The organism is Sphingomonas alpina (genome assembly GCF_014490665.1).
Taxonomy (GTDB): Bacteria; Pseudomonadota; Alphaproteobacteria; order Sphingomonadales; family Sphingomonadaceae; genus Sphingomonas; species Sphingomonas alpina.
Genome location: NZ_CP061038.1, coordinates 3,347,712 through 3,373,706 on the forward strand (window position 1 = coordinate 3,347,712; position 25,995 = coordinate 3,373,706).

Below are 25,995 nucleotides of genomic sequence, written 5' to 3' on the forward strand. Positions count from 1 at the left end.
CGATGCTGTGCTGCGGCCTCCTCGCACTGCTGGCTGCCGCTGTGCTCGGGCTGTGGCGGCGGCTGCGCACATTGCCCCGTGCGGTCATGATCGGGATCGCGGCGGTGCTGGCGCTGGTGCCGATCGGTGCGCTGGCGATGACCGTATCGGGCGACAAGGCGATGACGCGCGCGGACATCATTGCCGCGTCGCTGCGGTCGATCTGCGGTGAGCATTTCGGCGGCGAGCCGAAATAGCGCGCTGGCTTGATTCTCTTCTGCCGTTAGGAATTCCACCCAAGCCAATGTGGTTCTAGCTGCCGGTCTGGAAACCTCCGGCTTGTCCGCTCGGCGCACCGCCCAGCGCCTTGAACAGATCGATAACCGCGAGCAATTCGTCCTGCCGCGCGACCAGCGCGGCATCGTTGGTCTGGGTTTCGTTGCGCTCGGTGTCGATCAGCGTGTCGAGCGGGATCTCGCCTTCGAGGAACTGAACGCGCGCCAGGCGCGACGCCTCGCGCGCATCACGGCTGGCACGCTCGTAGAGCGCGACCCGGCGCCCCGCTTCGCGCATGCCGGCCAGCGCCTGATCGCCTTCGGCCAGCGCGCGCAACAATGCCGCCCGGTACAGCGCAACCGCCTCGATCTGCACGGCGCTCGCTGTTTCATATTGGCCGCGCAACCGCCCGCCCTGGAAGATCGGCGCGAACAGGCTCGCCCCGGCCGAGAGCGTTACCCCGAACGGACCGCCGATCGCCGCTGCCTGTACCAGCCCCGATCCCGACAGGCGCAAGGACGGTTTGAAGGCAGCGCGCGCCTGCTGCACATCGCCGCGCGCCGCAGCAATGCGCGCTTCGGCTGCGCGAATATCGGGGCGGCGGAACAGCAGGTCGCCCGGTTGCCCTGGGCCGATCGTCGGCGTGACGATCGCACCGAGCGAGAGCGACCGGGGTTTGAAGCCGGGCGATTCGAGGCCGAGCAACGCAGCGAGCCCGGCGCCCATCTGCGCCCGAGCCTCGATCAACGAAGAATGTTGCGCCTCGAGCCGGGCCAGTTCGCCCGATTGCAGCCCGATATCGACGCGAGTCGCCACGCCTTCGCGCAGCCGCACGGTCAGGATTCTCAGCAGCTCGCGCGCATTTGCACTGTCGCGTTCAGCCACCGTGATGCGGTCGCCCAAAGCCGCCCATTGCACCAGCGCACGCGCGGCATCGGTTTCGACCACCAGAGCAGCGGCATCGCTATCGAACGCCGCGGCGGCAACCCGAGCACGCGCGGCGCGCTTGCCGGCACGCGCAGCGCCGAACAGGTCGAGATCATAGGCCACGTCGAGCCCGGCCTGGCCGACGCTGTAGCTGTACAGCGCGGTGTTGGAATTGTCGGTGCGCGTCGCGGTGACGCCGGCACTGGCCCCGATTGTCGGCAGCAGCGCCGCGCCTGCAATACGCGCCTGACCGCGCAACTGCGCGACTCGCGCACGCGCCGCCTCGATCGTCGGATTGGCGGCGCGAGCACGGGCGACCAGTTCGGCCAGGTCGGTTGTTCCGAAACGCTGCCAGAAATTTTCTGACAGTGTTTCGGATCGGGGTGCCTGGGATGTGGGTACCTCGGATCCTCGGGCAAGCTGCGAATCGTACAGCGACTCACCCCACGACTCGGAGGTGATTCGGGCAGGCTCGGGAACCTTGATCGCCGGGCCCATACAGGCCGTCGGGACGATACCGAGCAGGATCAGGAGCGAAAATCGCATGAATCGGGTGCTAACCGTTCCATATTTCGATCCCGTAAAGATCATGGTTTCTGTCCCGCATTGACACCAGTTCGTAAAAATACGCGGTTAATATCTAACTAATTCAAATGCTTATTATTTTCTTAAAAATCGACGTCGGGCCGATATGGCATGTTGAAACCGACCGCCGCGCCCGGCATCCCAAGTGTCGGGACCATAACTCGAGTAACAGGAGCTTGATTATGCGTACTCTCGACGAAAAAGAGCTGAACGAAGTGTCCGGCGGCCTCGGCGGCCTGGTCGGTGGTGTTCTCACCCTGCTGTTCGGCAGCCCGAAGAAGCGCTGCGACCCGAAGCCGCGTCGCCACTGCTGATCGATCCAAACTCAGCCTGATCCTGATCCCGGATCGGACAGAAGATATGCAAGGGGCCGGGGTAGCAATGCCGCGGCCCCTTCGCTGTCTCCAGTGATTCCAGCGCCGGGATTCAACTACGATTTTCCGCAACGTGATTAACGTCATCCTCAGGATTGGCCTTTAGTCCGATCGATGACGGGACCGCGTCGAAGGACAATATGACGAGCACGTTGTTCCGAACCGAGGTCATCGAGGCGCGCCGTGAGCGCCTGACCGGCACAGTCATCGCAGCAAGCCCGCCGGGTGCGCGCATCTATGGCGCGATGCTCGCCATCGCTTTCGCATTGTCCGTTGCGGTACTGCTGTTCGGCAGCTTCGCCACGCGCGAAAGCGTGAAAGGGCTGGTCGCGCCGGACCTTGGCATTGCCCGCGTCTATCCGCCCGGAGCGGTCGAAGTGCGCGCGATCCATGTCGCGGAGGGGCAGCAGGTGGCTGCCGGAACGCCACTGGTCACGGTTGCGGTAACGCAGGGACGCGATGCGGGCGGCGAAGGCGTGGCCGGGCAGATCCGCGAAATCGACCGTCAGGATGGCGAACTGGCGCGGCAATCGGCGCTGGCTGCCGAACTCGGCACAGCCGAGACGGGCGGGCTTGGCCAGCAACGCGCCGGTATCGCCGCCGAGATCGCTTCGCTCCAGCGCCAACGCACCCTCGCCGCCGGGCAAGCCGAGCTGGCGGAATCGGGCAGTGCCCGTGCGGCGCGATTGCTGCGCGAACAGGCGGGCACCAAAAGACAGGTGGAAGACGCGCGCGCCGCCGCCCTGTCGCGCCGCGCCGAAGTCGAAGCGCTCGACCAGCAGATCATCACCCAGCGCGAGGCGCTGCGCCGCATCGGCACCGACATCGCACAGCGTCGCCTGGGCAGCGCGCGGAGCGGAGCGGAACTTGCCGCGCAGCGCGCCGACCTGGCCGGCCGGCGCGCTGCGCTGGCGCGGCTCGACCGGCTCGACCTGACCGCGCCGGTTGCGGGCGAGATCAGCGGCCTCAATGCCGAAATCGGCCAGCGGGTCAGCCCCGACAGTTCGCTGCTCACGCTGATCCCCTCCGGCAGCCGGATGGAAGTGTGGCTTTACGTCACCAGCCGCGCCGCCGGCCGGGTGCGTATCGGGCAGGAAGTACGGTTGTTGTTCGACGCCTTTCCGTACCAGAAATTCGGCTCGGGCCGGGGCAATGTAGTGGCGATATCGGCCACGCCGACCGATCCGGTGCTGGTCGATCCGGGTCTCAAGATCACCGATCCGGTGTACCGCGTGCGTGTGCGGGTCGATCGCGTCGCGGGACCGCGCGCCACCGCCGGCCTCGGTCAGCTGCGCCCGGGCATGACGCTGAATGCCGATCTGGTGCTCGAACAGCGCAAATTGTGGGAAGTCTTCTTCGATCCGATCCTGCGGGCGATGCGGCGATGAGCGGCACTGAATGGCCCTGGTCGCGCCGCATCCGGCCCATCCTGCAATCCGAGGTCAACGAATGCGGCCTCGCCTGCCTGGCCATGGCGGCAGCCAATGCCGGCCACCGTGTCGACCTGGCCGGGCTGCGCCGCCGCTATCCGATCTCGTCGCAAGGCATGACGCTGGCCGAGTTGATGCGTATTGCCGGCGCGCTCGAACTGTCGCCGCGCGCGGTGCGGCTGGAGATCGAGGAGCTGGGCGAACTGCAACTGCCCGCCATCCTGCATTGGGACCTCACCCATTTCGTGCTGCTGGAACGCGTATCGGGCAGCAAGATCACCATCCTCGACCCCGCGGTCGGCCGCCGCACCATTTCGCTCCAGGAAACCTCGCGCCATCTTACCGGCGTTGCGCTGGAGCTGACGCCAAGCCCCGATTTCACACCGATCGTCGCCCGGTCGGCGCTGCGGATCAGCGACCTGTGGACGCGGATCACCCGGTTGCGCGGCACCATGGTGCAAGTGGTCGGCCTGTCCCTGTTGCTGCAGGTCACTGTGCTGGCCCTGCCCTTCGCGCAGCAGATCATCGTCGACGAGGCGATCGGCCAGGGCGACAATAGCCTGGTACTGCTGATCGCGATCGGGTTCGGGTTCGTCTATCTGCTCAATGTGCTGCTGCAGGCGCTTCGTTCCTGGGTGGTGCTGACGCTGGGGGAATCGATCTCGTTCCAGCTCGCCGGCAATCTCGTCCGCCATCTGATCCATTTGCCGGTTTCGTTCTTCGAACGGCGTCATGTCGGCGACCTCCTGTCGCGGATCCAGTCGATCAAGCCGATCCAGGAATTGCTCACCCAGGGCGTGGTCAATGTCGCGATCGACGCGCTGCTCGCGCTCACCACGCTGATCGTCATGATGCTGATCAGCCCGACACTGGCCCTGGTCGTACTGATCACCTCCGCACTCTATGCGCTGACCAGCCTGGTGCTTTTCCCGCAGTGGCGCGCGCGCTCCGAGGAGGAGATCGTCGCGCGCGCCAAGCAGGAGACGCATCTGCTCGAGACGATGCGTTCGGTGCGCGCGATCAAGCTGCACGGCATGGAGACGATGCGCGAGGCGGGCTGGCGCAACCTTTATGCCGATGTCGTCTCGTCGAGCTATCGCGCCGACCGCACCGCGATCCAGCTGACCCTGGCCGAGAATCTGCTGTTCAACCTGCAATTGCTGCTCGTCCTGGCCTTTGCCGCCAGCATGGTGATCGCCGGTACGATGACGATCGGCCTGATGTTCGCCTTCCTGTCCTATCGCACCAGCTTTGCGACCAGTGCGTCACAGCTGGTGCACCGCGTGCAGGACTGGCGCATGATCGGCCTGCACCTCGACCGGCTGGCCGACATCGTGTCCGAAAAGCAGGAACAGATCGGCCTGGCGCCGCCGCGCGCGAACGAACTCCGCCCGCCCGCGATCCGCGTCGAACGGCTAAGCTTCGCCTATTCCCCGACCGATCCGCCGATCCTCCAGGATGTGTCGTTCGATGTGCCGGCGGGCAGCTATCTCGCGATCATCGGCCGGTCGGGGTCGGGCAAGACGACCTTGCTGCGCCTGCTGCTCGGCCTGTTGACGCCGACCTCCGGGCAGATCCTGATCGACGGCGTGCCACTCGGTCCGGCGACGATCGCGGCATGGCGGTCGCGGGTCGGCGCGGTGCTGCAGGACGATGCGATGCTGCAGGGCACGATCGCCGACAATATCGCCTTTTTCGATCCGCATGCCGACATGGAGGACATTATCTCCTGCGCCTCCTTCGCGCGAATTCATGACGAGATCATGCAGATGCCGATGCAATATCACAGCTTCATCGGCGACATGGGCGGCGCGCTGTCGGCAGGCCAGCGCCAGCGCCTGTTGCTTGCCCGCGCGATGTATCGCAGCCCCGACGCGGTGTTCCTCGATGAGGGTACCGCCAATCTCGACGAAGCGAACGAAACGGCGCTGGCGGAGAGCTTTGCCCGATTGCGGCGAACCCGTATCGTCATCGCGCATCGTCCCGCATTGATCGAGCATGCGGTGCAGGTGATCGAGCTCGATCAGGGAGGCGTGACGATCCTCGATACCGGGGCTCCGCGCCTGCAGGGTGTCGCCTGAGATACAATAGCATTGTCGTGCTCGCCCGGACTCCCGATCAGCATTCGGGCATTCTTCCGTTCGCGATCATCTCGCGCACGACGCGGCGATAGCTCCGGCCGACCGGCAGGCGATTCCCGGTATCGGTGGTGAGCTGGTAGCTGCCGGTCGGCAACCGCCGAACCGACGCGATACGGTCGCGATTGACGATGCAGGAACGGTGGATACGCGTGTAGCGCTGCGTATCGAGCAGTTCGAGGATCGCGGTCAGCGATTCACGGTGGAGGTAATTGGCGTCGCCGAGATGGAGGCGGACATATTCGCCCTCCGCCGCGACCCAGTCGACCCGGTCGAGATCGACCCGCACCGTCTCGCCGCGGCGCTGCACCCAGATGTGGCGACGTTCGGTGACCTCCCCTGCCCGCTCGCGGCGCAACGCATCGAGTTGCCCGGCAAGATCCTGCAACCGGCTGCGCGCGCTGCGGTCCTCGATCGAACGGCGGATCCGGTCGAGCGCGGTCTGCAGTCGGCCGAGCCGGATCGGCTTGGTCAGGAAATCGGTCGCGCCGGTTTCGAACGCCGAGGCGGCAAAATGCGGATAGGCGGTGACGAATATGATCAGCGGTGCGGCGTCGCCTGACCGGGCGAGTTCCTCGACCACATCGAACCCGTCAAGCGCGGGCATTTCGATGTCGAGCAGCACTGCATCGGGCGCAAGCGCCGCGATATCGGCCAGTGCCGCTGTGCCGCTGGCCGCGGTGCCGACCACCTCCACGCCCTCGATCCGCTCGAGCAGGTCCTGCAGCCGCTGGATGGCCAGCAGTTCGTCGTCGCAGAGCAGCAGGCGGATCGGGCGCATTATCCCGCAGTCGAAAAGGGAATGTCGATCATGACCAGAAATCCGCCCTCCTCATCCTGCCCGCTGCTGATAGCATAATTATCGTCGAACTGCGCACGCAGCCGGTCGGTGACATTGGCCAGCCCGACCCCGGTACCCTTGCGAGCCGAGACGCCGGCGCCCTGCGCCGCGCTGTTATGAACCGTGATGCGCAACCGGTTGCCGATGCGCCGCGCCGCGATGCTCAGCCTGACCGGCGCGACGCTCAGCGCAACGGCGTGGCGCACGGCATTCTCGACCAAAGGTTGAGTGATCAGCCCGGGAACCAGCGCGCCTTCAGTGTCGGACGGCACGTCGATCTCGACCTTGAGCCGATCGGGAAAGCGCAGGATCTCGATCGCAAGATACAGCGATTGCAGCTCGATCTCGCGCGCCAGCGGGATATCTTCCTGCGGATCGAGCGACAGCCCGGCGCGAAGGAAATCGGCGAGATTTTCGACCATCCGTTCGGCCGTTTCCGCTTCGCCCCGGGCGATCAGCGCGGCGATCGAATTGAGCGTGTTGAACATGAAATGCGGATTGAGCTGGTAGCGCAGCGCGCGCAGCTGCGCGGTGTGCGCGACACGCTGCAGCTGCGCGATGCGGCGTTCGCGCTCGCTCAGCTCGAGGCTGGAGGTAACCGCCAGCAACAAGGCACACAGTGCGGCATAGGCCCAGAACCATTGCAGCAACGCACCGAGGAACATGCCGGTATCGAAATCGTCGGTATAGGATCCTTCGATCAGCAGCCTGAACATCGCGATATTGGCGCCGCCATGGATCAGGCACCCGATCAGGGCGAGCAGTGCAGCGACCCCGAGCTTGACCCGCATCGGCCGCCCCGCCAGCCGACGCAGCCGGTCGGCAATGACAAACGAAATGCCGATGCCGATCAGGGTCACGCACAGCCGGGGCAGCAGGAAGGCAAGCTTTTCCTCCTCGCCCAGATTGAGATGGCGCAGGATGGTCAGCATGGTGACCTGGGCAATCCAGAAGAGCAGGATGAACCAGGTCGTGGTCCGGCGCACCAGCCGCGCGCTTTCCGTTTCCGTCACCAGGGATTCGATCGTCAAGGCCATGTCCCATCGTAACGAGCGACCCGGCAAGGGGTAAGCGCAGCTGCGTGACGTTGACCGGCCCGGACGTGCCATTGAAGGGTTTTATGCCATTCGCATGCTTCCAGGTGCCATTCGCGGCTTCGTCGGGGAGACGCATTCAGACGCGACGATCATCCCGGTATGTACGCCATCATATCCGCTACAAACGAGGCGTCTTGCCCGTTGGCTCGGCCGCATTCATCACGCGTTCAGCCTGTTGACTACATGCGTAGTCGAGACGATTACGGGCGTAGTCAGTACGGGAGCGATTCGAATGACCGGATGGGCGGGCGATACGGAATCTGCGGTCACGAACCCGCCCGACGCATCGCCCCTCCCCTCTCCCTGCCTCCGTCCAGCCAGCGAATGAGGAAGAATTCATGTCGTCACCTCCTTCAGCCGGCGAGGAACGTCGCCGACCGTTGATCAAGCGCGGGGCGCTGACCGCAACGTTCGACCCGACCGAGATTTGCTGGAATGGCCGGCGCGTGCCGCTATCGCCGATGGAGGCAGTGATCGTCGCGCACCTGATCAAGCGCGAGCGTACCCGCTGGGAAGAAATTCGCCAGGTGCTGGTCGATCATGGTGCCGGGGGCGACACATGCGAAGTGCTGGTCTACCGCATCCGGCGTAAATTCGTCGCACTGGGGGCGAACAACCCGATCGACACGATCCGCGGCTGGGGCCTGCGGCTGCAGGTCGAACGCGACGCACGCGGGTCACGGTCGCTGTGGATCGGCGCCACCGAAGTGATGGACTGGAGCACCGGGGCTTGAAATTGGTCCTCCCCGGAACAGGGAAGAACTTGGATGCTACCCTTTCCGAAACGCCCCGAGGTCGATGCCGTGGCGGGCGACCTTGTCGTAAAAGGTCTTGCGCGGAATCCCCAATATGGTCAGCGCCCGCGCGACGCTGCCGCTACTGGCACGCAGCGCATCCTCGATCGCCTTCGCTTCGAACAGGGTGACGCGAGTCGGCAGGTCCGCACCGGGCTGCGGTAAAACGGCCTCGTCGCTACACTTCAGGCCAAGCACGGTTTCGAGCGCGAAGTTGCGCAGTTCGCGGACATTGCCGGGCCAGTCATGTTCCTGCAATTTGCGCCGCAGCACATCGTTCAGCGTGATTTCGGCAGCGTCGAGGCGCTCGCGATATTCCTCCACAAAGGTCGCGAACAGCGCGAGCACATCGCCGCCGCGCTCGCGCAAGGGGGGCACGCGCAGCCGCAGCACGTTGAGACGGTAGAACAGGTCGGCGCGAAAGGCGCCGTCCGCGACCGCCTCGGCCAGGTTGCGCTTGCTCGTCGCGACGACGCGCAGGTCGACGCTCTGCGGGCGATCCGCGCCGAGCGGCAGCACCTCGCGCTCCTCCAGTACGCGCAGCAGCTTGGCCTGGACGGCGGGCGACATGCTGTCGATCTCGTCGAGCAACAGGGTGCCGCCGCTCGACGCGGCGATGCGGCCGGTGCGCGACAGGCGGGTATGTGCGACGCTGTCGGCGGCATGGCCGAACAATTCGGTCTCGGCGAGCGCCTCGGGCAGCGCGGCGCAATCGACCGCGACGAACGGGCGGCCGCGCCGCGGCCCGAGGCGGTGGAGCATCAGCGCCACCAGCTCCTTGCCGGTGCCCGTCTCGCCCTCGACCAGCACATCGACATCGGCCTGGGCGAGCTGGCGGATCGTCGCGCGCAGGCTGACCATCGGTGCGCTGTCACCGATCAGCGGGCTGTCGCCATCGCTGTCCGCTGCGGCGGCGCGCAAGCGGCGATTGTCGATCACCAACTGGCGGCGCTCGAGCGCACGGGTGACGCTGGCGGTCAGATGATCTGCGGCGAACGGCTTGATCAGGAAATCGAATGCACCGTCGTGCAGCGCCGACACCGCCATGGTCACATCGCCATGGCCGGTAACGAGGATCACCGGAATGTCCGCGTCGAGCGTGCGGACATGGCCGAGCAGTTGCAGCCCGTCCATCTTCGGCATGCGGATGTCGGACACGACTACGCCGGCAAAGTCCTGGGTGATCGCGTCCAGCGCATCGGGCGCGTTCGAGAAGGACCGTACGGCGAACCCGGCAAGCTCGAGCGCCTGCACCGTCGCACGGCGGAGCTGATCGTCATCCTCCACAAAAATGACTGAATTGCCGCTGTCGAACATCAGGCGCGCCTCACGGTGAACAGGAAAATGGCGCCGGCCGGCGAGGGCGCGAGCGCGACGTCGCCGCCGAATTCGCGGGCGATATCGCGGGCGATGGCAAGACCCAGACCCAGCCCCTCCGGCTTGGCCGAAGTGAAGGGGGTGAACAGCGCGTCGGCGACCACCGGATCGACACCGCAGCCCGTATCCGCAACCGCAACCTGGATCATGTCGCCGCCGGTGACGCGGATCCAGATCCCGGCTTCCGCCCTCCCCTCGACCGCATCGAGCGCATTCTGCAGCAGGTTGATCAGCACCTGTTCGAGCCGCACCCGGTCACCGACCACCGCAACGTCGCGCAAGGCAAGTGGCAACTCGACCTGGATCACGCCGCGCGCGCGCTCGCCGATCAGCAGCAATGCACCGTCGATCACCGAGCCGATCGGCACTGCACCGGTCGCCGGCGTGCGCCGTCGCGCGAAAGAGCGGAGTTCGGCAGTGATCGTGCCGATCCGCGCGGTCAGGCCGACGATCTGGTCGAGATTGCCGCGCGCGGTGTCAGGCGCGCCGCGATCGAGGAAGCGCATCGCATTTTCGGCGAAAGTGCGGATCGCGGCGACCGGCTGGTTGATCTCATGCGCGACACCGGCAGTGATCTGGCCAAGCGAGCCGAGCCGGTTGGCCTGGGCCAGTTCCTCTCGCGCCGCGCGGAAGCGGCGGTCGGCCTCGATCCGTTCGTGCGATTCGACCGTCAGCCGGGCATTGGCGTCGCGCAATTCGACGGTGCGGTGCGCGACTTCCTTTTCCAGCGCGGCACGCGCCTCATTCTGCAGCCGCCGCGTATCGGCGGCGCGAATGAAGAAACCGGCGGCGAGCCCGACCAGCAACAGGATCGCGGCGCCCCAGAGCCGCGCTCGCGTGGTCGCGGCGGCAAGCGCCGGCTCAAGCGGTTCGAGGCGGACGAGATGTGCGCCGGTCAGTGCGGCGGGCTCGGTCGCGACGCGGTAGCGGGCCGTGCCGGTGCCGGTGCCCAGCGGAACGGTAGCCGACGGCCCGGCCAGCGCCACCGGCGCGGCGACCGGCGGTTTCGCACCGAATTGCAGCGTGCGACGCGCATCAGCGAGCGTCGCCGCATCGAGCCGGTGCGTGGTGCGGAAACGCCAGTCGGCGCGGCTGGTGATCAGGATCACGCCATGCGCATCGGTGACGAAGCTGATACCGCCGGCGCGCGCCCAGGCCTGTTCGACCCGGTCGAACTCGACCTTCACCACTACCGTGCCGAGCGCGCGCCCGCCGCGATCGACACGACGCGCCAAGTACAGGCCGGGGCGGCCGCTGACCGTGCCGAGCGCGAACAATTCCGACCCGCCGGTGCGCATCGCATCCCGGAAATAGGGCCGGAAGGTATAGTTCTGCCCGACAAAGCTGGTCGGCAGGCGCGCATTGCTCGCCGCCAGCGTGCGGCCTCGTGCATCGATGACATAGATCGCCTGCGCATCGGTACGCCGGGCGAGTAGCTCCAGCGTGCCGTTCAGTCGCGCCTGGGCGGCGGCATCGCCGCCATCGAGAACCGCCACGACATCGGGATAGTCGATCAGCACCAGTGGCAGCAGGCGGAATTTCTGCAATTCGCTGGCGAGCAGCCCGGCCTGGGCGCTCGCCGCCAGATGCGCCGCGCCATCGGTGGTCCGGTCCGCCTCCCCCAACGCCCAGCGGCCGCTGACCAGCACCAGAGCGGCGATGCCGGCGAGCAGCAATATAAGAGCAAGGGCCAGGCGGGCACGAAAGCGAGTCACCTGGGCGACATATCACACATGCCGAAAAAATCTGTGTGGATTATCGCACATATTTTCAAGTGGAACCGACCTGCAAGACATAAATAGCTCATATTTATCAATCACTTGATTGTTTATGTCAGATCGCTGGCATGGCCTGACTCCCCGATTAGGATAGCCGCCGAGGGTCCAGCTACAAGAGACCTGGCGCACCAGCCGCGCCGCAAGAGGGGATCCATGAAAGTAGCACCCACCACAATTCTGCCCGGCAGCGAACGCCGCACACCGATCTACGCGCATCTGTATGTCCAGGTGCTCGTGGCGATCGCCGCGGGGATCGTGATCGGCCATTTCTGGCCCGCGACCGGCGAAGCGCTGAAGCCGCTCGGCGATTTCTTCATCAAGCTGGTGAAGATGATCATCGCGCCGGTGATCTTCCTGACCGTGGTCAGCGGCATCGCCAGCATGCGCGAATTGTCGACCGTCGGCCGTATCGCCGGCAAGGCGTTCGGCTATTTCCTGTTCTTCTCGACCCTGGCGCTGATCGTCGGCCTGGTCGTCGCCAATGTCGTTCAGCCGGGCGCGGGGATGAACATCGATCCCTCGACGCTGCACAGCGCGGCGGTCGATGATTACAGCCACCAGGCCGCGGAAACGAGCTTTGTCGGGTTCCTGATGGCGATCGTGCCGACCACCATGGTCTCGGCACTGACCGAAGGGTCGATCCTGCAGACCCTGTTCGTCGCGATCCTGTTCGGCATTTCGCTATTGCTGGTCGGCAAGCCAGGGGAGCCGATCCTCGACCTGGTCGAACGCACCGCCATTGTGGTGTTCAAGCTGGTCGGGATCCTGATGCGTGTGGCGCCGATCGGCGCATTCGGCGCGATCGCCTTCACCATCGGCAAATATGGCGCGGGCAGTCTGGTCAACCTCGGTGCGCTGGTCGCGACCTTCTATCTGACCTCGCTGTTCTTCGTGCTGGTCATTCTCGGCGCGGTCGCACGGCTGCATGGTTTCTCGATCTTCCGCCTGATCGCCTATCTCAAGGCCGAATTGCTGCTCGTGCTCGGCACCTCCTCGTCCGAGGCCGCCTTGCCCAGCCTGATGGAGAAGCTGGAACGCGCCGGGTGCGACAAGAAGATCGTCGGGCTGGTCGTGCCGACCGGCTATTCCTTCAACCTCGACGGCACCAACATCTATATGACGCTGGCCGCCCTGTTCATCGCGCAGGCATGCAATGTCGACCTGACCCTGGGACAGGAACTGGCGCTGCTCGGCGTGGCGATGCTGTCGTCCAAGGGCGCGGCCGGCGTCACCGGCGCCGGCTTCATTACGCTCGCCGCAACGCTCTCGATCGTGCCCTCGGTGCCGGTCGCGGGCATGGCGCTGATCCTCGGCGTCGACCGCTTCATGTCGGAATGCCGGAGTCTCACCAATTTCATGGGCAATGCGGTCGCGACGATCGTCGTGGCGCGCTGGGAAAATGCGCTCGATCGCGACCAGCTCAATGCAGTGCTCACCAATCGCCAGACCGCCGATCTGATGACGGACAACGACAAAACAATAATCGAACAGGGAGGATAGACATGACCAGGGGGCTACGTGCCGCGCTTTGCGCGGGAACAGGGGTGATTGCATTGACCATGGCGGGCGCGGCCTTCGCGCAGGAGGCGCCGCCACAGCCGATCGAGAATACAGTACCGGGGATCGCATCGGACACGCCCGATGATGCCGGGACTCCACAACCCGAGGGCGACATCGTGGTCGTCGGCACGCAGATTCGCGGCGCCAGCTCGACCGCGGCGCTGCCGGTGACGGTGGTCAGCGCGAAGGAAATCGAGGCGACCGGTGCGCTGTCGGGCGACGACCTGATCCGCTCGATCCCGCAAATGGGCGAAGTCAGCTTCAACCCGTCGAACAACCCGCAGACCAGCAACGCCGCGCGCGGCGACGTCAATTCGATCAATTTGCGCAACCTCGGTACCGGCAACACTCTGGTGCTGCTCAACGGCCGCCGCCTGGTGCAGCATCCGTCGAGCCAGGCCGGCGAGGGCAATGTCCCCGTGCTCGGCTATAATTCCAACGCGATCCCCGTCGCGGGCATCGAGCGGCTCGAAATCCTGCGCGACGGCGCCGCCGCCATCTATGGCGCGGATGCGGTCGCGGGCGTGGTCAACACCGTGACCAAGACCGACTTTCAGGGCCTGACCGTCGATGGCCGCTATCAATATGCCGAGGGCACGCACCGCAAGGAATATGAGGTGACCGCCTTTGGCGGGACCAATTTCGCTGACGGCCGCGGCAATGTCTCGCTGTTCCTGGATTACACCAAGCGCACCGCGCAGCTGGCCGAGGATCAGCCCTATACGGCGACCGCCAACTTGCGTTCCTATTTCGCCGACAACCCCGGCTTCGCCGGCAATCTCGGTTCGGACGGCCGCGCAACCCAATCGCCCTGGGCCAATCTGACCGTTGTCGGCGGGCCCGGCACGATCCGCATGGGAACGCGCGCGCTGACCAGCGGAGCGGGGGCATTCCACACTCAATCGATTCTCAACCCCGGCTGCCTGGTCACGATCAACGCCGACACCTGCTATGGCTCCGGCACGCGCGCGACCGCGACGACACTGCGCGAGGAGCGGTTCGATGGCGCGATCGGCACCACCGTCACGCCAGGCATCGAGCGCTACAACAGCTTCCTGACCGCGCATTACGACATCAGCGACAACGTCACGGCCTATGCCGAAATCGGCTATTACCAGGCAGAGACGCATGCGGTCCAGCCGCCGACGATTAACCTCAACGCGATCGTCGTTCCGGCAAGCAATTACTGGAACCCGTTCGGGCCCGTGACCTTTGCCAATGGCACGGCCAATCCGAACCGCATTCCCGGCCTGACCAACGTACCGGTCGCCGGTCTGCCGGTGCGGCTGTCGACCTATCGTTTCGTCGATACCGGCCCGCAATATGTCGATGTGAAGAACTGGCAGGCACGTTTCCTCGGTGGGTTGAAGGGCAGGATTGGCAGCTTCGATTTCGACACCGCCCTGCTTTACTCCAAAGCGCAAGCGACCGACCGTTCCGACGCAATCAACATGACCGCGCTGCAGCGCAGCCTCGCTCTGTCCACGCCTGATGCGTACAACCCGTTCAACGGTGGCTGTGCGGCGACACCGGGCATAGGCGACTGCAACCCGTCATCGCAGGCGGCGATCGATGCGATCAAGTTCAAGCTGCGCCGGCAATCCACGACCACGCTGACCCTGGGCGATTTCAAACTGTCGCGACCCGATCTGTTCGTCTTGCCGGGTGGCGATCTGGGCATCGCATTCGGGGTCGAGGCGCGGCATGAAACGCAGCGCGATGATCGCGATCCCAATCTCAATGGCGAGGTCACCTTTACCGATTCGGTGACGGGCGAGACATCGATCAGCAATGTCGCGGCGGTCAGCCCAACGCCGAGCACGCGAGGCGATCGTACGGTATTCTCCGGGTTTGCTGAACTGGCCGTGCCGGTCGTCGGCCCGGACATGAACATCCCGCTGGTCCGCCGCCTCGATGTGCAACTCGCTGGGCGTTATGAACATTACAGCGACTTCGGATCGGTAGCGAAGCCGAAGATCGCCGCCGCTTGGGACCTGATCAACGGGCTGCGGATGCGCGGCTCCTGGTCAAAAGGCTTCCGTGCGCCGAATCTCGAGCAAACCAAGACGGTGCAATATTCCCGGCTTGGGTCCGGCATCGATTCTTATCGCTGTGAGGCTGACCTGCGCGGCCCTCCGCCCGTTCCGACGTTTCCCGGCTGCACGCGCAGCGTCAGCTATTCGATCTTCGTCAGCGGCAATCCCGATCTGAAACCGGAAAACAGCACCAACTGGAGCGTCGGTACCGTATTACAGCCCAAGCTATGGCCAAGCCGCTTCGGCAAGCTGACGCTGACTGCCGATTTCTGGTCGATCAGCCAGGTCGGCATCGTTGGGCAGTTCGGCCCCCAGAACGCATTGGTACTCGACTATCTGATGCGCATGCAGGGATCGAGCAATCCGAACGTGATCCGTGCCGCACCGACCGCCGACGACATTGCATTTTTCAATGGAACCGGCCTGACGCCGGCGGGCGTAGTAACGCAGATTCGCGATCAGTTCGTCAATCTGTTGCCGCAGAAGGTGCAGGGCATCGATCTTGCACTGCTCTACAACGTCAAGAAAACCGGGATCGGCGATTTCGACCTGTCGATCAACGCCGCACGGCTGACCAAATATTCGCGCGATACGCCACCGGCGGTACAGGCCCTGTTCGACGCACGCGCGGCGGGGAAGATCAATGTGGCAACCCCGCTGACCGATGCGACCGACCTGATCCAGGTGCGCGGGAAGCCGAAATGGCGGGTGACCGGGTCGCTGACCTGGACGCTCGACCAGATCCAGATCGGCGGCTTCGCCAATCTGACCAGTTCAGTCTATGATACCAACTTCCTCGATACCGAAGGAAACCCGTACATCGTCGAGGGTCAGACGACCTTCAACCTTTATGCGCAATATCGCTTCAAGGGCGGCGCGCTGGACGGCACGCGCATCCGGCTGGGCGCACGCAACCTGTTCGACAAACAACCGCCGATCACGGCTGACGGCTATCTCGGATCGCTTTACAGCCCCTATGGCCGCCAGCTTTATGTCACCATCGGCAAGAAATTCTAAAGGGACGACACATGATCAAGCTGTTGCTGAAGACGGGTCTGGCATGTGCGCTGCTGGGGGCAAGCATCGCGCCCGCCGCCGCGCAGGAAAAGCCGCGCACGATCCTGTTCGTCGGCAACAGCTTCACCTATGGCGGTCATTCCGCGGTGCATTATTACCGCGGCGATGCGGTCACCGACCTCAACAATGAACGCGTTGGCGGTATGCCGGCACTGTTCAAGACATTCACTGAACAGGCCGGGCTGAACTATAATGTCAGCCTGGAGACGATCGGCGGCCAGGGCCTCGACCGGCATTATCAGACCAAGCGCGCGGTGCTCAACCGCGCCTGGGACGTGGTCGTCCTTCAGGGCCATAGCATGCTCGACCGCAACCAGCCGGGCGATCCGCGGCTGCATGTCGCCAACGCTGCGCTCCTCGCCGCGATGTTCACCGCCGCCAACCCGGCGGTCGATGTCGAACTGATCGCGACCTGGGCACGCGCCGACATGGTCTACAAGAAGAAAGGCCCATGGCTGGGCAAGCCGGTCACCGTCATGACCGCCGATCTGCGCGCGGCATCGGACCTGGCGAAACGATCGTCGCGCGATATCGACGGCGTGATTCCGGTCGGCGAGGCCTGGACCCGCGCCATGGGTGAGGGCGTGGCCGACCCCAATCCCTATGACGGCAAACCCTTCGGTCAGGTCGATCTATGGACCTATGACCAGTATCACGGCAGCACCTATGGCTATTATCTCGAGGCACTGATGGTGTTCGGGAAGATCACCGGGGTCGATCCGCGCACGCTCGGCGATAAGGAGCGCGCGGCGGACGAACTGGGCATCTCCCCGAGCGAGGCGGTGGCGCTGCAGCGCGTGGCATATGAGCAGCTCGCCAAGGGGTAGGTGCGGTGCGTCGGGCACACCGCCTCGAAAAGTCGCAAGAAGATTGAACCACGACCGTCATCCCCGCGAAAGCGGGGATCCCGCTTCTTCTTATGCTGAGTGCAGCGAGGTTTCCGCTTTCGCGGGGATGATGTGCAGGTCCGATCTGGCGTTATCCGACGCTGGAGTTCAGGCGAGCAACCCGGGAATTCGGTACATTAGACGCCCAGCTATCCATTTCATGGATAGCTGAACGGGAATTTTCCTCAATTTTCTGATACCAAGAATCGCGCGCATAGCCAATAAGCTATTGATAGTAAAGGATAGTCGTTGAATTTTGCAGGTTGCGGGCATGGCCCCCCGCCCCGCGCCGGGAATATGGTACAATGGGGTGTACCATATCTCCTTCCGCGTCCCTGCGGCCCTGTCACCAGCGGCGATTCACCCACGACACAGGATCGGGCATGAATCGCGTGCCGGACTGATGCCCGCGCCTTTTGCCAACATCGCTGGACAGCAGCGGCAGCCACAGGCTTAACACCCGGATGCAGCCTGCCGACCTCGCGACGATCACCCGGGACGGCCCGATCATCGTATTCGATGCACTGTGCGTGCTGTGCGCGGCCAATGCCCGGTTCGTGCTACGCCATGACCATGGGCGCCATTTCCGGCTCGCCTCGATGCAAGGGCCGGTCGGCGCGGCGCTGTACCGCGCGCATGGCATCGATCCGACCCGGCCCGAAACGCTGATCATCGTCGACGGCGATCAATTGCTGACGAACTCCAATGCAGTGATCGCGATCTGGTCGGGCTGCGGCTGGCCCTGGCGCGCCGCGGCTATGGTACGCCTCGTACCGCGCTTCATCCGCGACCCGATCTACCGCCTGGTCGCGCGCAACCGCTATCGCTGGTTCGGTCAGCGCGAGACATGCTGGATTCCCTCCCCCGCCGATCGGGACCGCGTGCTGTGAGCGTCATCCTGATCCTGGGCGGTTATGGCGGGTTCGGCGCGAGGCTGTCGCGGCGGCTCGCCGCGCGCGGGCACCGGATCCTCGTCGCCGGCCGGCATCGCGACAAGGCCGTGGCATTCTGCGACGCCGTCCCCAATTGCCACCCGGTCGTGGCGGACCGCGACGGAGATCTGGCCGCGGTGCTGGCTGAACACCGGCCCGACCTGCTGATCGATGCCGCCGGCCCGTTCCAGACCAGCGGCTATCATGTGATCGAAGCCTGCATCGCCGCCGGGGTCGATTATCTCGACCTTGCCGATGGCCGCGCCTTCGTCGCCGGGATCGGAACGCTCGACGTGGCGGCGCGCCGGGCCTGCACCATCGCCATATCGGGCGCATCGAGCGTGCCCGCTCTGTCCGGCGCCGTGGTGCGCGATCTCGCGGTGGGCATGGAACAGATCATGTCGGTCGAAATGGCGATCAGCGCGTCCAACCGCGCCGCGGCCGGCGCGTCGGTCGCCGCAGCGATCCTGAGCTATGCCGGCAAGCCGCTGACCGTGTGGCGCGGTCAGCGCCGGGCGCGCGCCTTTGGCTGGCAGGAGATCGGCCAGGAACGCTTCGTGCTCGATGACGGCACGACCCTGGGCCACCGGCTGGTTGCACTGGCCGATGTGCCAGATCTCGAGCTGCTTCCCGAGCGGCTGCCGGGCAAGCCGGCTGTCAGCTTTCGCGCCGGTACCGAACTGGCGGTGCAAAATGTGACGCTGTGGCTGGCGAGCTGGCTGGTGCGGTGGCGCTGGATCGGTTCGCTGTCCGCATTGGCGCCGTGGCTGTTACCGCTGCAGCGTCGGATGGCGGGCTGGGGATCGGACCGGTCGGGAATGGTGGTGCGGCTGTTCGGTCTGGCCGGCGGCAAGCGGGTCGAGCGGCGCTGGACACTGATCGCCAGCGCCGGCGATGGCCCCGAAATCCCGACGCTGGCCGCGGAACTGCTCGCCGAGCGGATCGTGGCGAAGGAGCTCGCGCCCGGCGCGGGCGATGCGGGGCCAATGCTGGCGCTGGAGGATTTTGCGCCGGCCTTTGCCGGCCTGGCGATCCGCCATGAGACAAGGCAGATTGCGCAACCGGCGCCGCTCTATCAGCGCGTGATGGGCGATACTTTTGCGCGACTGCCGGATGAGGTGCGCCGCATGCACGAGGTGTTGCGCGACGGCGGCGCGCACGGCCGCGCAACGGTCGAACGCGGCACGCATCCGCTGGCCCGGCTGGTCGGCGCGCTGATGGGATTTCCCAGGGCGGGCGAGCACGAACTGCATGTCGGATTTCGCGAAGACCAGGGTGTGGAGCGCTGGACGCGGACCTTTTCGGCGCAGAGCTTCCACAGCAATCTCGGTGAGGAGGCCGGCCAAATCGTCGAGCGGTTCGGGCCGCTGCGCTTCCATTTCGACCTGCCCGGGGACGAGCAGGGCCTGACCATGGTGATGCGGTCCTGGTCGATCTGGCGCATTCCCCTGCCCCTGGCGCTCGCCCCGCGGACGATGGCGCGGGAATGGGAGGAAGACGGCAAGTTCCAGTTCGACGTGCCGATCGCGCTGCCGCTGATCGGCCCGGTGATTCATTATCGCGGGTGGCTGACGCCCGACGCAGAATAAGGAAATGGCGGCCCCATCGAGCCGCCATCCCTGCAACTGGTCATGTGTCAGGCGGCGGCGATTGCGCGGTTCCCCGGCCCTACCTTGAATTCCAGCCAGGCCAGCACCGCCACCACCAGTGCCTGGGCAAGCACGAAGGCGGTGCCGAACGCGGTCGGCTCGGTCAGCACCACGACGGCGATGCTCGCCGCGACCCAGGCAATATTGCCGACCACCGCCAGCAGCACGAGCGGCGCATTGAGGAGCGAGGTCTTCGCCATCCAGGCGAACAGCGCGGCAACCGGGAACAGGCTGCATCCGGCAACCAGCAGCAGGGTCGGGTGAAGGCCGGTCGGCCCGGCAAGCAGGCTGGCGCCAAGGCTCATCACTGCGCCGGCCAGCAGGCAGGTCAGCGCATCGAGGCCGAGGATGCGGCGGATGGTGGTGGTTGTGTCGGTCATGATTTCCTCCGTGGTTGACACCGACCTTTTCGCTGACCGAGGTAGTCGCGTCGATTACCTCGCAGGTAATGGCCGGAAATTGGTTGCCGGGCCTAGGGTCGGTACAGAGGAGAATGACCATGGCGGTTGCCACGCGGAATGTCGGGGATCAGTTGCGCGAATGGCGCCAGAAGCGGCGCATGAGCCAGCTCGATCTCGCGCTCGATACGGAGATTTCGGCGCGCCATCTAAGCTTCCTCGAAACCGGCCGCGCCCGGCCGAGCCGCGAGATGGTGCTGCGCCTGTCCGAACAGCTCGAGATGCCGATGCGCGAGCGCAACCTGCTGCTCACCGCCGCCGGCTTCGCGCCCCTGTTCGGCGAACGCTCGCTCGACGATCCGGAAATGTCCGGCGCGCGGCGCGCGGTCGATCTGATCCTGGCCGGGCATGAGCCCTGGCCCGCACTGGTGGTCGACCGGTGCTGGAACCTGATCGCGGCGAACCGCGGCGTCGCGCCGTTGCTCGCGAGCGTGTCGCCCGCCTTGCTGGCAGGCGTGCCCAATATCATGCGCCTCGCGCTGCACCCCGACGGGCTGGCAGCACAGATCGTCAATCTCTCGGAGTGGCGCCATCACCTGATCTCACGCCTGAAGCGCCAGGCCCAGGCGACAAGCGATACCGAGCTGGACGATCTGGTCACCGAACTGGAAAGCTATGCCGCGCCGCCCATGGCGGATGCGAAACCGCAGGATCTGGGCGGCATCGCGGTGCCGTTGAAGCTGCTGATCGGCGAGCGGGTGCTGAGCTTCCTCAGCACCACCACCGTGTTCGGCACCGCACAGGACGTGACCCTGTCGGAACTAACGCTGGAGACCTTCTTCCCCGCCGACGACGCCACGGCGGAGATGGTCAGGACATTGGCGAGCGGGGCCGGATAGAATGGTCCGGCCCTCACCTCATCAGAATCGATAGGCCAGCGTACCCATCACATTGCGCGGCGCGCCGATGAAGCAATCGCCGCGCGACAGGCACGATGCGAAATAAGACCGGTTGAACAGGTTCGTCGCGTTCACCGACAGGCGCCATTTGCTCCATTCGAGTTCGGCCAGTGCATCGACCAGCGTGTTGTCGCCCGTCACGATCGTCCAGGCCGGGCCGACCGACTTGCGATTGCCGGTGTAGCGAACGCCGGCACCCAGCCGCAGCGACATGGCATCGCCCACCGGCAGCGTCTTCATGCCCCAGATCGATGCGTTGTGACGCGGGTAATAGTCGAAGTACGGCGAGTCCCTGGTCTCAAGCTTGTTATAACCATAATTGACCGACAGCTCGTAATTGCCCGGCAAGGTACGCGTGGCCTCGATCTCGAACCCTTTGGTGGTGAGTTCGCCCGACTGGATCTGGCTCAGCGGCCTGTCGGGATCGTCGATCGGTCGATTGCGTTCGCGAATGTGGAAGACGGTGACGGTGACCAGCGTGGCGGCATCCGGCTGCCACTTTGCCCCCATCTCATATTGCGTGCCGGTTTGCGGTTTGAATCCCGCATGATCGGCGTTGAAGCCTGCGATCGGCTGGAAGCTTTCAGTGTAGCTGAAAAAGGGCGAGATGCCCGCACCGATCTCGCCGATGATGCCGGCGCGAAAGGTGGTGGCATTGGCAGACGGCGAGCCAGGACTCGTTACATGATCGCGCCGCGCGCCCAGCACCACCGACACGCGGTCGGCGAAGCGGATCTGGTCCTGGACATAGATGCCAAGCTGCTTCTGCGACTGTCGCGCCGCCACGGGATCGATCACCGGAACGGACAGCGCAGCATAATTGATGTTGTAAAGATCGACTATATCACGCCCAGACCCGTAGCGCTCGGTAAAGCGGTTCCAGCTATAGTCCACGCCCGCGAGCAGCAGATGGCTAACCCCGGCGCCAGTGTTGAACTTGATCTGGACATTATTGTCGGTGGTGAAGACGTTCAGCGTCGCCAGCTTGTCGTCGCTGTAGAGCTGGATCAACCGGCCGTTGCTCCCCGCGATATAGGGGTCGGTCGGGTTGGTGTAGCTGTTGGTGTAATGCGTGAAATAGCTCACATCGCTGTCGATGTAGCGCGCCTTCAGGTGCAGCTCGATCTGGTCGGTAATGCGCTGCTTGACCATCGCCGTGCCCTGCAACAGCCGGCCATCGTAGCGGTCATGCCCGGGCTTGCCGACGAACAGGGTGCGCGGCAGCCGCGGATTGCCGGGATTGTCGTACAGTGTGCCGACAATCGGCAGGAATTGCGGTGTCGAGCCGCCATGGTCGTCCTGATAAAGACCCAGCAGCGTGATGTCCGTACCGGCGCTCGGCTGCCAGCGCAGGGACGGCGCGATCATCACGCGATCGTCACGCACATTGTCGATGAAAGTATCGGAATCGCGCACCCGCGCGACCAGCCGCGCGGCGAGGCCGTCGGCGATCGGGCCGTTGATGTCGGCGAGCAGTTCCTTGCGGTTGTCGCTGCCATAGACTGCCGCGATCTCGCCGCGGGTGGTGAATTCAGGGGCCTTCGACACAAGGTTGACGATGCCGCCGATCGATCCCTGGCCGAACAAGACCGAGGCCGGCCCGCGCACCACCTCGACACGCGAGAAATTATACGGGTCGGACGTGGTGCTGACATAGGACCCGAAAATGTCGCGCATGCCGTCGCGGAACTGCAGCGCATCGATGCCGCGAATGGCGAAGCTGTCGACGCGTGAATCGCGGCCATAGGGATTCGCCGTGATCCCGGCGGCATAACGCACCGTGTCGCTGATATTGATCGCGCCCTGCGCACGGAACATGTCTTCGGTCAGGATCGTGATCGGTTGTGGCGTTTCGATCAGCGGTGTCGCTGTCTTGGTACCCGCACCTGCATCCTGCCTGGCGCGCTCGCCCGTGACGACGATGTCGTCGCGCCGGTCGCCGTCCGGCGTTCCGTCCGCCGCCCCATCCGCGGCCCATGCCGGGCCGCTCGTCAGCGCGATCAGCGCGATACCAGAAAACCCGAGAAACTTGCTCAATGTCATTGCGATCCCCTTATCTGGGCGACCCTCTATCGCTAATGAGAATTGATCGCAATGGCCAAAAGACAGCTAAAAAACGCTGTCTGCTGGTCATAGGATAGCACCCATTTCCGCAGCTTCGGCTTCGGCATTGCCCATCGAGACGAAGCACCGGGCGATCCCGACCATTGCGATGATCGCGTTTGAACCCTAGCGCGTCGTCGCAGGGCGTCAGGCTGTTGCGCGCTCGAACTGGGATGTGACGATCATGGCGACGAGAGCGGAAACCATATCAGATCCGGCCCCGTCGATCACTGCGCCGACCGCCACTGACCGATCCTTTCTCGGTCACCCCAAAGGCCTGGCCTATCTCGCCTTCACCGAGGCGTGGGAACGGTTCTCCTATTACGGCATGACCGCCCTGGTCGTGCTGTACATGGCGCAGCAATTGTTCCAGCCCGGCCATGTCGAGCATGTCGCAGGGCTGGCGGTGTATCGCGGCGCACTCGAGGCAGTGCTGGGGCCACTGTCACCACAGGCGCTCGCGTCGCAGACCTTCGGCTTCTATTCGGGGCTGGTCTATTTCACGCCGGTGCTGGGCGGGTGGGTCGCCGACCGGCTGCTCGGTGCGAAGCGGACCGTGGTGATCGGCGCGCTGCTGATGAGCGCGGGGCATTTCGCCATGACGTTCGACCAGAGCTTCCTACTCGCCTTGTTGTTGCTGATCCTCGGGTCGGGGTGTCTCAAGGGCAATATCTCGGCGCAGATCGGGCATCTATACCCGGCCGATGACGAATCGCGGCGCACGCGCGCCTTCACCATCTTCAGCATGGCAATCAATATCGGCGCAGTGCTCGGGCCGCTGGTGTGCGCCGGATTGGCCCAGGCCTATGGCTGGCATGTCGGGTTCGGCACGGCCGGGGTGCTGATGCTGCTCGCCACTATCACCTATCTCGCAGGGCAGCGCTATCTGCCCGATCAGCGTCCGCGCCGGCGCGACCGCGTGGCGGCGGCGCCGCTGACCGCCGCGGAGTGGCGCACCGTGCTGCTGCTGGTGGTCGTGATGGGCATCACGGTGTTCCAGACCATCACCTATTTCCAGTTCTTCAATGTCGGGCTGGTATGGATTGACAGCCATGCCGATCTCGCCACGCCGCTCGGCCATATCCCCGCCCCCTGGTTCAATTCGGTCGACGCATTCTTCAGCGTCATCGCAGTGCCGCCGCTGATCTGGCTCTGGGCACGCGAGGCAAGGCGCGGGCGGGAATCGAGCGACCTGACCAAGATCGGCATCGGCGCAGTGCTCGCCTCGATCTCGGCCGCAATCATGGCGCTGGCGGCGATGCTTGCCGGCGCGGGCACAACGAGCGCGCTGATCCCCTTTGCCGCTTTCGCGATGATCGGGGTCGCGTTCCTGTATTACTGGCCGCCCTATCTCGCGCTGATGTCGCGCGCCGCGCCGCCCAGCGTGAATGCGACGATGATGGGGTGCGCGTATCTTTCGCTGTTCATCGGCAACATCATCATGGGCTGGGTCGGTACATTGTACGAGACGATGCCGCCGGGAGCATTCTGGATGCTGAACGCCGGCATCTCGATGATCGGCGCGCTGCTGGCATTGCTGTTCGGGCCCGCGCTCGCGCGCCGGTTGGCAAGCGGTTCGTCTCAGCCCTGATCCGCTCTCCCGGCTGGTAATCCCATCATGGCGCGCAAGCGGCGAGCACAGGCGCGCAGTGCAGTGGCATCCTGCCGCGCCTTGGCGATCGACATGGCGCCCGTAAACATCGCCACCACCGTATCGGCCCACCCCGCAGCATCGCCGGCGGCGAAATCGGCCCGGCCAGCACGCTCGTCATGATCGAGGCGCACGGCGATCGCATCCTGCCAGGCACGATACTCGCCCTCCACCGCGCGGCGCAGCCCGTCATCGGCAAGCGATAGTTCGAGCGCCAGATTGCCGAGCGGGCAGCCCGAGACCGATCCCTGCCGGTCGAGCGCGTCGGCGGTCTCCTCGAACACACCGACAATCCCCTCGGCTCCGGACGGCGCGCTATCGACCGCCGCTATCCAGGTGGCGGCGATCTCGCCCGAGACGCGCTCCGCAACCACCGCCAGTGCAAGATCCTTCTTGGTCGGAAAATGATGATAAAGCGCGCCACCGGTCACCGCCGCTGCGCGCACCACATCGTGCATGCTGGTCGCACCATAGCCCTGCGTCTGAAATGCGCTGGCAGCGGCATCGATCACCCGCTTGCGCATCCCCGCCGGATCATTCTTCCGAAACTTCGCCCGTTCTGCGCGCACCATTCATGCCTCCTGATCGCCCCCGCAATTAACATCATTGACAAAACCGGACAACCGGTCTGTTATGGCAACATCAACGGGAGAAGACGAGTCGTGAAGCGGATTGAGCGATGACGGGCGGGGCGCATGGTTTCGACTTCCTCCACGGCGCGTGGCGGGTCACGCACCGCAAACTCCGCGCGCGGCTGGCCGGTGCTCGGGATTGGTTCGCCTTTCCCGGCACGCTGCAGGTCGATCCGGTGCTGGACGGTCTGGGCAATATCGACATCAACATACTCGACGATCCGAACGGCGCGTATCGCGCGCACTCGCTCCGGCTGTTCGATGTGTCGACCGGCTTATGGTCAATCTGGTGGATCGACCGGCGCTCGACCGCGATCGATCCGCCGGTGATCGGTCGGTTCGAGGGCGGCAAAGGGACGTTCTTCGGCGACGATCTGTTCGCCGGAAAACCGATCCGGGTGCGCACCACCTATGAACCGATCGACGACGCCCGTGCGGAATGGACTCAAGCCTTTTCAGACGATGGCGGGGCAAGCTGGGAGGTCAACTGGGTCATGGAATTCAACCGCCCATGA

21 protein-coding genes are annotated in these 25,995 nt (G+C 64.9%); 13 read left to right on the forward strand and 8 right to left on the reverse strand.

All coding sequences use genetic code 11. The features are described 5' to 3' along the window. The first annotated feature begins 2 nt into the window (after positions 1-2). Positions 3-236, forward strand: coding sequence for a hypothetical protein (locus H3Z74_RS15635; RefSeq protein ID WP_187760520.1), 234 nt, complete (start codon positions 3-5; stop codon positions 234-236). A 55-nt stretch (positions 237-291) separates the two neighbouring features. On the opposite strand, the gene H3Z74_RS15640 is transcribed toward H3Z74_RS15635, so the two are convergent. Next, positions 292-1,728 carry an efflux transporter outer membrane subunit gene (locus H3Z74_RS15640; RefSeq protein ID WP_187760521.1) on the reverse strand — a complete coding sequence of 479 codons (1,437 nt, stop codon included), beginning with the start codon at positions 1,726-1,728 and terminating at the stop codon, positions 292-294. A 221-nt stretch (positions 1,729-1,949) separates the two neighbouring features. Here H3Z74_RS15640 and H3Z74_RS15645 point away from each other — a divergent pair, with 221 nt between their 5' ends. The 3 genes from H3Z74_RS15645 to H3Z74_RS15655 all read left to right on the forward strand — a co-directional run bounded on the left by H3Z74_RS15645 (position 1,950) and on the right by H3Z74_RS15655 (position 5,652). Continuing rightward, positions 1,950-2,081 carry a bacteriocin gene (locus H3Z74_RS15645; protein ID WP_187760522.1) on the forward strand — a complete coding sequence of 44 codons (132 nt, stop codon included), beginning with the start codon at positions 1,950-1,952 and terminating at the stop codon, positions 2,079-2,081. Between the two features lie 200 nt (positions 2,082-2,281). Further along, entirely contained in the window at positions 2,282-3,529 is a 1,248-nt protein-coding gene (locus tag H3Z74_RS15650; RefSeq protein WP_187760523.1) for an HlyD family secretion protein, read from the forward strand. Next, a complete protein-coding gene (locus tag H3Z74_RS15655) occupies positions 3,526-5,652 on the forward strand; it encodes a peptidase domain-containing ABC transporter (RefSeq protein WP_187760524.1) in 2,127 nt (708 codons plus the stop codon). Before H3Z74_RS15650 ends, H3Z74_RS15655 begins: the two co-directional genes overlap by 4 nt. 37 nt (positions 5,653-5,689) lie before the next feature. On the opposite strand, the gene H3Z74_RS15660 is transcribed toward H3Z74_RS15655, so the two are convergent. Both H3Z74_RS15660 and H3Z74_RS15665 read right to left on the reverse strand, forming a co-directional pair. Then, positions 5,690-6,490 (reverse strand): LytR/AlgR family response regulator transcription factor, encoded by an 801-nt coding sequence (locus tag H3Z74_RS15660; protein WP_187760525.1) that lies wholly within the window; start codon positions 6,488-6,490, stop codon positions 5,690-5,692. Continuing rightward, entirely contained in the window at positions 6,490-7,581 is a 1,092-nt protein-coding gene (locus tag H3Z74_RS15665; protein ID WP_187760526.1) for a sensor histidine kinase, read from the reverse strand. Before H3Z74_RS15665 ends, H3Z74_RS15660 begins: the two co-directional genes overlap by 1 nt. A 404-nt stretch (positions 7,582-7,985) precedes the next feature. On the opposite strand from H3Z74_RS15665, the gene H3Z74_RS15670 reads away from it, so the two are divergent. Beyond that, complete coding sequence (locus H3Z74_RS15670; RefSeq protein ID WP_187760527.1) at positions 7,986-8,381, forward strand: helix-turn-helix domain-containing protein; 396 nt, start codon at positions 7,986-7,988, stop codon at positions 8,379-8,381. A 36-nt stretch (positions 8,382-8,417) separates the two neighbouring features. On the opposite strand, the gene H3Z74_RS15675 is transcribed toward H3Z74_RS15670, so the two are convergent. Together H3Z74_RS15675 and H3Z74_RS15680 are read right to left on the reverse strand one after the other, a co-directional pair. Continuing rightward, a complete protein-coding gene (locus H3Z74_RS15675; RefSeq protein WP_187760528.1) occupies positions 8,418-9,758 on the reverse strand; it encodes a sigma-54-dependent transcriptional regulator in 1,341 nt (446 codons plus the stop codon). Beyond that, on the reverse strand, positions 9,758-11,533 hold the full coding sequence (locus tag H3Z74_RS15680; RefSeq protein WP_187760529.1) for a sensor histidine kinase: 1,776 nt from the start codon (positions 11,531-11,533) through the stop codon (positions 9,758-9,760). The genes H3Z74_RS15675 and H3Z74_RS15680 overlap by 1 nt, the downstream gene beginning before the upstream one ends. A gap of 216 nt (positions 11,534-11,749) precedes the next feature. On the opposite strand from H3Z74_RS15680, the gene H3Z74_RS15685 reads away from it, so the two are divergent. From H3Z74_RS15685 to H3Z74_RS15705, 5 genes are all read left to right on the forward strand, one after another. Beyond that, on the forward strand, positions 11,750-13,096 hold the full coding sequence (locus tag H3Z74_RS15685) for a dicarboxylate/amino acid:cation symporter (RefSeq protein ID WP_187760530.1): 1,347 nt from the start codon (positions 11,750-11,752) through the stop codon (positions 13,094-13,096). A 2-nt stretch (positions 13,097-13,098) separates the two neighbouring features. Next, positions 13,099-16,209, forward strand: coding sequence for a TonB-dependent receptor domain-containing protein (locus H3Z74_RS15690; RefSeq protein ID WP_187760531.1), 3,111 nt, complete (start codon positions 13,099-13,101; stop codon positions 16,207-16,209). 11 nt (positions 16,210-16,220) lie between these two features. After that, positions 16,221-17,096, forward strand: coding sequence for a DUF4886 domain-containing protein (locus H3Z74_RS15695; protein ID WP_187760532.1), 876 nt, complete (start codon positions 16,221-16,223; stop codon positions 17,094-17,096). A 524-nt stretch (positions 17,097-17,620) separates the two neighbouring features. Then, positions 17,621-18,046: a thiol-disulfide oxidoreductase DCC family protein gene (locus H3Z74_RS15700; protein WP_187760533.1), complete on the forward strand. Its 426-nt coding sequence runs from the start codon at positions 17,621-17,623 to the stop codon at positions 18,044-18,046. Next, positions 18,043-19,677, forward strand: coding sequence for an SDR family oxidoreductase (locus H3Z74_RS15705; RefSeq protein ID WP_187760534.1), 1,635 nt, complete (start codon positions 18,043-18,045; stop codon positions 19,675-19,677). The genes H3Z74_RS15700 and H3Z74_RS15705 overlap by 4 nt, the downstream gene beginning before the upstream one ends. A 47-nt stretch (positions 19,678-19,724) precedes the next feature. Here the strand turns inward: H3Z74_RS15705 and H3Z74_RS15710 are convergent, their stop codons facing one another. Next, positions 19,725-20,117: a hypothetical protein gene (locus H3Z74_RS15710; RefSeq protein ID WP_187760535.1), complete on the reverse strand. Its 393-nt coding sequence runs from the start codon at positions 20,115-20,117 to the stop codon at positions 19,725-19,727. 119 nt (positions 20,118-20,236) lie between these two features. Between H3Z74_RS15710 and H3Z74_RS15715 the strand changes: the two genes are divergently transcribed. Further along, entirely contained in the window at positions 20,237-21,034 is a 798-nt protein-coding gene (locus H3Z74_RS15715; RefSeq protein WP_187760536.1) for a helix-turn-helix domain-containing protein, read from the forward strand. Positions 21,035-21,055: 21 nt separating this feature from the next. Here H3Z74_RS15715 and H3Z74_RS15720 read toward each other — a convergent pair whose 3' ends face one another. Beyond that, positions 21,056-23,137: a TonB-dependent siderophore receptor gene (locus tag H3Z74_RS15720; protein ID WP_187760537.1), complete on the reverse strand. Its 2,082-nt coding sequence runs from the start codon at positions 23,135-23,137 to the stop codon at positions 21,056-21,058. A 244-nt stretch (positions 23,138-23,381) separates the two neighbouring features. Here H3Z74_RS15720 and H3Z74_RS15725 point away from each other — a divergent pair, with 244 nt between their 5' ends. After that, positions 23,382-24,788 carry a peptide MFS transporter gene (locus H3Z74_RS15725; protein WP_187760538.1) on the forward strand — a complete coding sequence of 469 codons (1,407 nt, stop codon included), beginning with the start codon at positions 23,382-23,384 and terminating at the stop codon, positions 24,786-24,788. Here the strand turns inward: H3Z74_RS15725 and H3Z74_RS15730 are convergent. After that, positions 24,779-25,420 (reverse strand): TetR/AcrR family transcriptional regulator, encoded by a 642-nt coding sequence (locus H3Z74_RS15730; protein WP_187760539.1) that lies wholly within the window; start codon positions 25,418-25,420, stop codon positions 24,779-24,781. The genes H3Z74_RS15725 and H3Z74_RS15730 overlap by 10 nt on opposite strands. A 107-nt stretch (positions 25,421-25,527) precedes the next feature. Between H3Z74_RS15730 and H3Z74_RS15735 the strand changes: the two genes are divergently transcribed. Then, positions 25,528-25,995 (forward strand): DUF1579 domain-containing protein, encoded by a 468-nt coding sequence (locus tag H3Z74_RS15735; RefSeq protein ID WP_187760540.1) that lies wholly within the window; start codon positions 25,528-25,530, stop codon positions 25,993-25,995.

Coding starts and splice junctions, on each gene's coding strand:
- H3Z74_RS15660 (WP_187760525.1), bottom strand. CDS start 6,490: ATGCGCCCGATCCGCCTGCTGCTCTGCGACGACGAACTGCTGGCCATC.
- H3Z74_RS15685 (WP_187760530.1), top strand. CDS start 11,750: ATGAAAGTAGCACCCACCACAATTCTGCCCGGCAGCGAACGCCGCACA.
- H3Z74_RS15715 (WP_187760536.1), top strand. CDS start 20,237: ATGGCGGTTGCCACGCGGAATGTCGGGGATCAGTTGCGCGAATGGCGC.
- H3Z74_RS15735 (WP_187760540.1), top strand. CDS start 25,528: ATGACGGGCGGGGCGCATGGTTTCGACTTCCTCCACGGCGCGTGGCGG.
- H3Z74_RS15670 (WP_187760527.1), top strand. CDS start 7,986: ATGTCGTCACCTCCTTCAGCCGGCGAGGAACGTCGCCGACCGTTGATC.
- H3Z74_RS15710 (WP_187760535.1), bottom strand. CDS start 20,117: ATGACCGACACAACCACCACCATCCGCCGCATCCTCGGCCTCGATGCG.
- H3Z74_RS15725 (WP_187760538.1), top strand. CDS start 23,382: ATGGCGACGAGAGCGGAAACCATATCAGATCCGGCCCCGTCGATCACT.
- H3Z74_RS15650 (WP_187760523.1), top strand. CDS start 2,282: ATGACGAGCACGTTGTTCCGAACCGAGGTCATCGAGGCGCGCCGTGAG.
- H3Z74_RS15730 (WP_187760539.1), bottom strand. CDS start 25,420: ATGGTGCGCGCAGAACGGGCGAAGTTTCGGAAGAATGATCCGGCGGGG.
- H3Z74_RS15645 (WP_187760522.1), top strand. CDS start 1,950: ATGCGTACTCTCGACGAAAAAGAGCTGAACGAAGTGTCCGGCGGCCTC.
- H3Z74_RS15655 (WP_187760524.1), top strand. CDS start 3,526: ATGAGCGGCACTGAATGGCCCTGGTCGCGCCGCATCCGGCCCATCCTG.
- H3Z74_RS15675 (WP_187760528.1), bottom strand. CDS start 9,758: ATGTTCGACAGCGGCAATTCAGTCATTTTTGTGGAGGATGACGATCAG.
- H3Z74_RS15635 (WP_187760520.1), top strand. CDS start 3: ATGCTGTGCTGCGGCCTCCTCGCACTGCTGGCTGCCGCTGTGCTCGGG.
- H3Z74_RS15700 (WP_187760533.1), top strand. CDS start 17,621: ATGCAGCCTGCCGACCTCGCGACGATCACCCGGGACGGCCCGATCATC.
- H3Z74_RS15720 (WP_187760537.1), bottom strand. CDS start 23,137: ATGACATTGAGCAAGTTTCTCGGGTTTTCTGGTATCGCGCTGATCGCG.
- H3Z74_RS15640 (WP_187760521.1), bottom strand. CDS start 1,728: ATGCGATTTTCGCTCCTGATCCTGCTCGGTATCGTCCCGACGGCCTGT.
- H3Z74_RS15695 (WP_187760532.1), top strand. CDS start 16,221: ATGATCAAGCTGTTGCTGAAGACGGGTCTGGCATGTGCGCTGCTGGGG.
- H3Z74_RS15690 (WP_187760531.1), top strand. CDS start 13,099: ATGACCAGGGGGCTACGTGCCGCGCTTTGCGCGGGAACAGGGGTGATT.